This window comes from Micromonospora marincola, assembly GCF_056150385.1.
Genome location: NZ_JAXCFT010000059.1, coordinates 1 through 834 on the forward strand (window position 1 = coordinate 1; position 834 = coordinate 834).

Consider the following 834-nt stretch of genomic DNA (forward strand, 5'->3'; position numbering starts at 1 on the left):
TGGGCCATGCATTGATTCGTCTCTGTGGCTCTCAGGGGGCGGTTCTGCGGAAGGTCGGCGCGCGGTGCGGTGTGTGGGTGCTGCGCGGGGTGGGGCGGCAGGATGTGGTGATGAGCTATGAGATCTTCGATCCGTTCGAGGGCGCGCCGGACACCGTTGATGTGACGGAATGGCTGGAGGGGCAGGGGTGGTCCGAGTTTCTTGGCATCGGTGATGAGGGGTCGGCCCTGCGCGTTCGGTCGTTTCGGCGGACGGTCGATGGGCGGGATGAGTTCATCGTCGATGTGTGGGACGCGGTGCAGGGATCTCCGTGGGTCAAGGTCGGCGGCTTCGGGGAGTTGATGGACGTGTTGGCGCGGTGGGCTCCGGCGGTTCAAGCGGCTGCCCTGGTGGCGGCGGTGGATGACCTGCGCTCCTTCGGTCTTGACAAGGGCGGCCTTGCCGAGGTGGTGGGGGCGAAGGTGGCGTTCGGTTTGTCGGATGCTCTGCCCGCGCTGCGGCGGCAGGAGGAACAGCAGGCGGCGTACCGTCGCCAGGTTGCCGAGCAGCGCAAGGCGGCGCGGGAGGCAGCCGCGCGACCACCGTCGTAGTCGGGCTGTGTGGCGCGGGTTCGGCCTTTGTTGTTTGCGGGCGGGGCTGAACCATCTCGGCATCTCGGCAATCTCGGCACCGTGCCGTTGACCTGCGGTGGTGTGTGCCGAGATGTCGTTGGGTCGGTTATCGGCATCTCGGCAGTCTCGGCGTGATCATGCCGAGATTGCCGAGATTGATGCTTGTCGACGGCCTTGATCTCGGCAGAGTGTTTTCGCAGGTAGAAGCGGGTTCTGCCGAGAT

At 65.8% G+C, this 834-nt stretch carries 1 protein-coding gene; it reads left to right on the forward strand.

Going from position 1 to position 834, the window contains the following annotated elements; genetic code table 11:
- On the forward strand, window positions 1-590 hold a 590-nt coding region (locus tag SM450_RS31045), incomplete at its 5' end, for a hypothetical protein (protein WP_474623331.1).
- Window positions 591-834: the final 244 nt, after the last annotated feature.